Source organism: Aquitalea sp. ASV15 (assembly GCF_016429115.1).
Lineage (GTDB): Bacteria > Pseudomonadota > Gammaproteobacteria > Burkholderiales > Chromobacteriaceae > Aquitalea > Aquitalea magnusonii.
Window position 1 is genome coordinate 1 of record NZ_JAELTZ010000094.1, and the last position, 7,088, is coordinate 7,088.

Annotated in this window: 6 protein-coding genes; 3 read left to right on the forward strand and 3 right to left on the reverse strand. The window is 59.8% G+C overall.

From position 1 onward, the window contains the following. Positions 1-167 (reverse strand): helix-turn-helix domain-containing protein (locus JHD64_RS22250; protein ID WP_199055403.1); only part of this gene is annotated, 167 nt, incomplete at its 3' end. A 163-nt stretch (positions 168-330) separates the two neighbouring features. Here JHD64_RS22250 and xsc point away from each other — a divergent pair. From xsc to JHD64_RS20575, 3 genes are all read left to right on the forward strand, one after another. Then, complete coding sequence (gene xsc / locus JHD64_RS20565) at positions 331-2,145, forward strand: sulfoacetaldehyde acetyltransferase (protein ID WP_199055405.1); 1,815 nt, start codon at positions 331-333, stop codon at positions 2,143-2,145. Positions 2,146-2,272: 127 nt separating this feature from the next. Continuing rightward, the gene (gene pta / locus JHD64_RS20570) at positions 2,273-3,295 is read left to right on the forward strand and encodes a phosphate acetyltransferase (protein ID WP_199055407.1); all 1,023 of its coding nucleotides are present in this window, start codon (positions 2,273-2,275) and stop codon (positions 3,293-3,295) included. Further along, entirely contained in the window at positions 3,292-4,053 is a 762-nt protein-coding gene (locus JHD64_RS20575) for a TSUP family transporter (RefSeq protein ID WP_199055415.1), read from the forward strand. Before pta ends, JHD64_RS20575 begins: the two co-directional genes overlap by 4 nt. Positions 4,054-4,081: 28 nt before the next feature. Here JHD64_RS20575 and JHD64_RS20580 read toward each other — a convergent pair whose 3' ends face one another. After that, positions 4,082-5,815 carry a cobalt chelatase gene (locus JHD64_RS20580; RefSeq protein WP_199055417.1) on the reverse strand — a complete coding sequence of 578 codons (1,734 nt, stop codon included), beginning with the start codon at positions 5,813-5,815 and terminating at the stop codon, positions 4,082-4,084. Beyond that, a complete protein-coding gene (locus tag JHD64_RS20585) occupies positions 5,812-6,789 on the reverse strand; it encodes an AAA family ATPase (RefSeq protein WP_199055419.1) in 978 nt (325 codons plus the stop codon). Before JHD64_RS20585 ends, JHD64_RS20580 begins: the two co-directional genes overlap by 4 nt. Positions 6,790-7,088: the final 299 nt, after the last annotated feature.

The window sequence follows — 7,088 nt, forward strand, 5'->3', positions numbered from 1 at the left end:
CGGTGCAGGGTCGGCTTGGGTAGGCCAATCTCGTCCACCAGGCTTTGCAAGGTGAAAAACTGGTCTTTTTGCGCTATCGCCTCCAGCAACGCAAACAAGCGCAGCGTTGGGGTATCTCCATCCAGCCACGCGGGTACCAACTGGGGAGACTCATGGGTTTCAGTCATCACCACCTCCTTAGCTCACAAAATATATCGATTATTGATACAAAATGTACCATTTATCAAATTTTATATTGACTGCAGAAAAACATTTGCATAATGTTAACTCACATCTCGCTATTCGGAACAAACCGTACCACTTGAGATGACACATAGGAGATTTGTGAACATGAGCGAACAAGCCAAGCAGCGAACCGTGGTCAGCGGCCCCACCCGCATGACCCCTTCTGAAGCGTTTGTCGAAACCATGGTGGCCAATGGCGTTACCGATATGTTCGGCATCATGGGATCGGCCTTTATGGATGCCATGGACATTTTCGCGCCCGCCGGCATCCGCCTCATCCCGGTGGTGCATGAGCAGGGCGCCGCGCATATGGCCGATGGCTATTCGCGGGTATCCGGCCGCCACGGCGTGGTTATCGGTCAGAATGGCCCTGGCATCAGCAATTGCGTCACGGCCATTGCCGCAGCCTACTGGGCACACAGCCCGGTGGTGATCGTGACCCCGGAAACCGGCACTGCCACCATGGGTCTGGGCGGTTTCCAGGAATGCAATCAATTACCGATGTTCCAGGAGTTCACCAAATACCAGGGACATGTAACGCATCCGGCACGGATGGCCGAGTACACCGGTCGGTGTTTTGATCGCGCCATGAGCGAGATGGGCCCCACGCAGCTCAACATCCCGCGCGACTATTTCTATGGCGACATCACCGCTGAAATTCCGCGCCCCTCACGCCTGGATCGCGGTCCTGGTGGAGAAAACAGCCTGAATGAAGCGGCGGAACTGCTGGCTACAGCCAGGTTCCCGGTCATCATTTCCGGCGGCGGCGTGGTCATGGGCGATGCCGTCGAAGAATGCAAGGCACTGGCAGAGCGCCTGGGGGCTCCGGTCGTCAACAGCTACCTGCACAATGACTCCTTCCCTGCCAGCCATCCGCTGTGGTGCGGTCCGCTAGGCTATCAAGGCAGCAAGGCGGCCATGAAGCTGATTGCGCAAGCGGATGTGGTGGTGGCACTGGGTTCCCGGCTGGGGCCGTTCGGCACCCTGCCGCAACACGGGATGGATTACTGGCCGAAGCAGGCAAAAATCATCCAGATTGATGCCGACAACAAGATGCTGGGCCTGGTGAAAAAGATCTCCGTCGGCATTTGTGGCGACGCCAAGGCCGCCGCGGTGGCCCTGACCCAGCGTCTGGCAAACCGCACGCTGGCTTGTGATGCCAATCGTGGCCAGCGTGCCGACACCATTGCCAGCGAAAAAGCGGCCTGGGAAAAGGAACTGGATGCCTGGAGCCATGAAAACGACAATTTCAGCCTGGACATGATCGAAGAAAACGCCCAGGAAAAGCCATTCTCCGGCGGCAAGTACCTGCATCCGCGCCAAGTGCTGCGTGAACTAGAAAAGGCCATGCCGGAAGATGTGATGGTGTCCACCGATATCGGCAACATCAACTCGGTGGCCAATAGCTATCTGCGCTTTGAAAAGCCGCGCAGCTTCTTTGCCGCCATGAGTTTTGGCAACTGCGGCTACGCTTTCCCCACCATCATCGGCGCCAAAGTGGCAGCGCCACATCGCCCTGCAGTGTCCTATGCCGGTGACGGGGCCTGGGGCATGAGCCTGATGGAAACCATGACCTGCGTACGCCACAACATTCCGGTTACCGCCGTGGTGTTCCATAACCGCCAATGGGGTGCTGAAAAGAAGAACCAGGTCGACTTCTATAACCGCCGCTTCGTTGCTGGCGAACTGGACAACCAGAGCTTTGCCGAAATCGCCCGTGCCATGGGGGCGGAAGGCATCGTGGTCGACCAGCTGGAAGATGTCGGCCCTGCACTGAAAAAAGCCATTGACCTGCAAATGAATCACGGCAAGACCTGCATCATCGAGATCATGTGCACACGCGAACTGGGCGACCCCTTCCGGCGCGATGCGCTGTCTCGTCCGGTCCGTTATCTGGACAAGTACAAAGACTTCGTCTGAGGCTTGATCCGATTCGACCTTGTACGCTCCTCGCTCAATCCGCCCATTGAGTGTTTGCCGGGGCTCTGGTTTACATCCCGCCAGAGCACCGGCTCTTTTTCCACTTGAGGCCGCGTGGACCATTGCCATGAAAGCACTCGAACAAATTATCCGCCAGGCCAGCCAGGCCCCGGCCACCATCACGCTATCCGAGGCAGAAGAACCAAGAGTGCTGCAAGCTGCCCTCCTCGCCCGTCAAAGCGGCATCGCCCGCATTGTGCTGGTCGGGGCTGACACGCGCATCCGCGCCGCTGCCGCCCGCCATCAACTGCTGCTGGATGGGCTGGAGATTTATGACCCGGCCAGCGCCCCGCAACAGGCCATGCTGGCCGACATCTGGCTGTCCCTGCGCAAGCACAAAGGCATGAACGCAGAGCAGGCAACACGCGAAGCAGCCTCGCCCCTGCTGGCCGCCAGCTTGCTGGTGCGCGCCGGACTGGCTGACGGCACGGTATCCGGCGCCGTACACACCACGGCAGATGTGGTTCGGATTGCCTTGCAGGCGATAGGCCCTGCACCCGGCTGCCGTCTTGTTTCCAGCTTTTTCCTGATGATGCTATGTCAACCTTTCCACCAGTTGAAAGGAGGGCTGATCTTTGCCGATTGCGGCCTGGTCGTGGAGCCGGACAGCGAACAACTGGCACAGATTGCCATCAGCGCGTCGCAAAGCGCACGTGCTCTACTGGGTAGCGAACCACGCGTCGCCATGCTGTCCTTTTCCACCAATGGAAGTGCACAACATGCCGCAGTAGACAAGGTCAGCCGCGCTACCCGCCTGGTCAAGGCCAGCCATCCTGCATTGCACATTGATGGCGACATCCAGCTTGATGCGGCCATCGTAGCTGAAATCGCCAAACGCAAACTTCCGGATTCCACCGTGCAGGGCAAGGCCAATGTGCTGGTATTTCCCAATCTAGAAGCTGGCAACATTGCTTACAAGCTGGCGGAGAGAATGGGCGGTGCCATTGCAGTAGGGCCATTGCTGCAAGGTCTGGCCAAGCCTGCCAACGACCTGTCACGTGGCTGCAGCAGCGAGGATATCCATCATGTGATTGCCGTCACCGTAGTACAGGCCCAACAACTGGCGGCAGCCGGAAAACAGACCGCATGAATGCAGCACACTGGCTACCCTTGCTGGCCGTGGTGGCCATCGGCAGCTATTTCCAGGCGATTACCGGCTTTGGCCTTGGCATGATCGTGATGGGTGTCTGCAGCGGCCTGGGGCTGGTTCCGCTGCCGCTGGCCGCAAACATTGTCAGTCTGGTGACACTGGCATCATGTGCTTTGGCTCTTCGTGGCACATGGCATGACATCGACTGGTCCGCCACCGCAGCCACCATCTCTGGCATATTGCCGGCCATCCTGGCTGGCGTCGTGCTGCTGGATTATCTGAACCATGCCGCCGCCCTGCTACTACAGGTTTTACTGGGGCTGGCCATCACAACCAGTGGCATCACGTTTACCTTGCGGCCACAGCCGCTGGAGCGGCGTTCGGGCAAGGGTAGCTTCTTTGTCAGCGGCTTGCTGTCCGGCCTGTTTGGCGGACTGTTCGGCATGGCCGGGCCGCCCATCATCTTCCATGTCTACCGTCAGCCCATCACTCTGACAGCTGCCCGCAGCATGTTATTACTGGTATTTGCCTTTACCGCCGCGGCACGCACCCTGTTTGTCGTCAGCCGCGGCTTACCTTCCGGTGCCGAGCTGCTGTTAACTGGCTATGCAATCCTGCTGGCCTGCCTTGCCACCCAATTGGCAAGACGCTATCCGCCGCCGCTGGCTGGCCTCCGGCTACGCCAGCTGGCGTTTTCCACCTTGCTGCTCATTGGCAGCTGTCTGCTGCTCGGTGCGCTGCACGGTCTCTTCGCCTGAGCATGGGTGCTTGTGGCACAGTCCGTCATCAGCGGCGACGGGTTTGCATCAGCACATTGGTCATTGCTGCCACTATCGTGCTGTTCACTCCCTGCGACAGGTCAATGGCCAGGTTGCGGCGGTAGAAGGGGCTCAGATCAAGCCCCAGTCCCACACCGATGATGTCGATCTGCCCTTCCTGTTCGTGGCGGGCCAGTACTGACTTCAGATGGTTGTCCAGATAAAACGGATCGTTGGCCATGACCGTGGCACTATCGGTCGGGCTGCCATCGGAAATCACCAGCAGCAAGCGGCACCCTTCCCTTCGTGCCGACAGACGCTGACAGGCCCATTCCACCGCTTCCCCATCCAGTCCCTCACGATACAGATCCGTTTTCAGCAGGGCGGCAACATCCTGACGTGCACGGCGCCAGCCTTGGGCAAAGTTCTTGAACACCAGGTGGCAACGCTCATTCAGTCGTCCCGAATGTGGCGGGCAACCTGCCGCCCGCCACTCGGCAAGTGCACGCCCGCCATTCCAGGACGCCGTCGTAAAACCTAGCAGCTCGCAGCTGATTCCGGCCTGGTCCAGCACTCTTAGCAAGACATCCAGCAAGATGGCCAAAGATTCGGCAAAGCGCTTCATCGAACCGGAACAGTCCACCAGCAAAGTCACGGCACAGTCGGCACGCAGCCGGTATTGCTCCTGCCGGAACACGCTCCGCTCAGCAGGAGAACTGACCAGTTGCGCCAGACGCCGTCCGTCCAGTCGGCCTTCTTCTTCCCCGCCACGCCAGCCATCCATCTGCGGTTGCGCCAAGCGCATGGCCAGCATGCGGGCCAGGCGGGAAATATTCACCCCCAGGGACTTGATGCGCTGATCAAGCAGCACGCGCCAGTCGTGCAACTGGGCCGGGCGCACCTTGCTGGCGGCCCGCCATTCCACATCGTATCTGCCGGAGAAGATACGATAGTGCTTGCCACCTCCAGCCAGCGCGGTGCTACTACCGCTGAGCGCCTGCGGCAGTGGCTGATGTCCACCTGCCTCATCCTCACCCTCCGCCATCAACAGGGACAGCGCCCGATCGGCGTCTGTCTGGCCGGATGAATCCTCCGCCGCACCTTCTTGCAGGGCATGAAACTGCTGCAGACGTTGTGACACTTGCCGGGCAATCTGCAAGGCGTGCAGCGCATAGGCCTCCTGACACTGGCGCTGCCGTCGCAAACCGGCAAGATCGCCGCCCAGCAAACCCAGCAAACCAGCCCTGCTGCTTTCGATATGATCCTCGGTTTCTGCCAGTACCGGCCGGGCATGCAGGCGAGACCAGCACATCTGCATCAGGGTATACAGCAGCATGCCTGCTTCGGTTTCGGTCAGGCCCGCATGGTAGACACGGCGCGACCAGCGGTAAAAGCACTGTTGCAGATTATTCGCCATGCCTACCATGTCTGCGGCATGAAGAGACTCCACCCGCAACTGCTCCAGCCAGTCGAACAAGCGCCGCTGCAGGGCATCATCCGGCCGCAGGCGAGCGTGCAAGACCGGGCTGGAATGCAATTGCCGCATGGCGAGGGCATCGGTTAGACCACGCCAGTCCGCCAGCCCGCCAGCAGCTCCGTCCCAGCGCAGATGCGGAGCTGGTACTGCGAGCAGCCGCGCCCCACGGTAGAGTCTGCCTCCACGAAAATGCAGCATGGCATCGCCACACAAGGCGGCGACAACGCCGCTGCATAGCTGATCGAGCTTCCATGCCTGAGCCCTTTCCGGCGCAGAGGTCGTCATGCTGACACCCCGTCAGCCAGACTGCAGGAAAGCTCGGTGCCAAAACAACGCTGGTACAGTTCGGCCACCAGAGGCTGCTCAGCTTCATCACACTTATTGAGGAAGGAATAGCGGAATGCCAGCGGCAGACTGCGGAAGATTTCGCAATTTTCCGCCCAGCTGATCACGGTACGCGGCGACATCAACGTTGACAGGTCACCCGCGGCAAATGCCTGGCGGGTCAGCCCGGCCAATGTCACCATGGCCGCCACATGCTGCCGGCCCTGGACGCTATCCTTGCCCGGCACACGTGCCAGCACGATGGCCTGCTCATCGGCGGGGGAAAGATAATTGAGTGTGGCCACAATATTCCAGCGATCCAGCTGTGCCTGATTGAGCAGCTGGGTGCCGTGATAAAGACCGGTAAGATTGCCCAGCCCGATGGTGTTGGCCGTGGCAAAGAGGCGGAATCCGGCATGCGGCTGGATCACCCGATTCTGATCCAGCAGGGTGAGCTGGCCATCCCGTTCCAGGATGCGCTGTATGACAAACATCACATCCGGCCGACCAGCATCGTATTCATCAAAAACAAGCGCAAACGGACGTTGCAGGGCCCAGGGGACAATACCCTCCTGAAACTCGGTCACCTGTACCCCATTACGCAGCACGATGGCATCACGCCCCACCAGATCCAGCCGGCTGATGTGGCCATCCAGGTTGACCCGCAGGCAAGGCCAGTTCAGTCGCGCCGCCACCTGTTCGATATGAGTGGACTTGCCGGTACCATGCAGGCCTTGCACCATGACCCGGCGGTTCTGGGCAAAGCCCGCCAGAATGGCCAGCGTCACCTCCGCATTGAAGCAGTAGGCCGGATCGATGGCCGGAACATGCTCGTCACGCCAGCTGAATGCCGGCACCATCAAACCGCTGTCTATCCCGAAGGTGGTACGTACGGCCACCATCATGTCGGGCAGGTTCTGGTTAAGGTCTGCCATGAATTTCTCCTCTGACTGCCGCACATCAGTTACGGCATGCTTCAAATCGGCCAGAGCAGGTCTGCCTCCATGGCACTGGTGGCACACAACCTGATCTTGCCCACAGCGAGACCAGGTTGTGATGGCATCAGGACATCACATTCCGGTTTCCGCTTGTTCCTCGATACGCGCCAGCGCCGCTGCCGCCCTTTGCAAGGCAGGCAATAACGACAAGGCTTTCTCCGCCGTCAGCCGCATCACCGGTGCCTGAATGGCTATGCCGGTATTCGACTTGCCACCGGCCACCGGCACCAGCACCG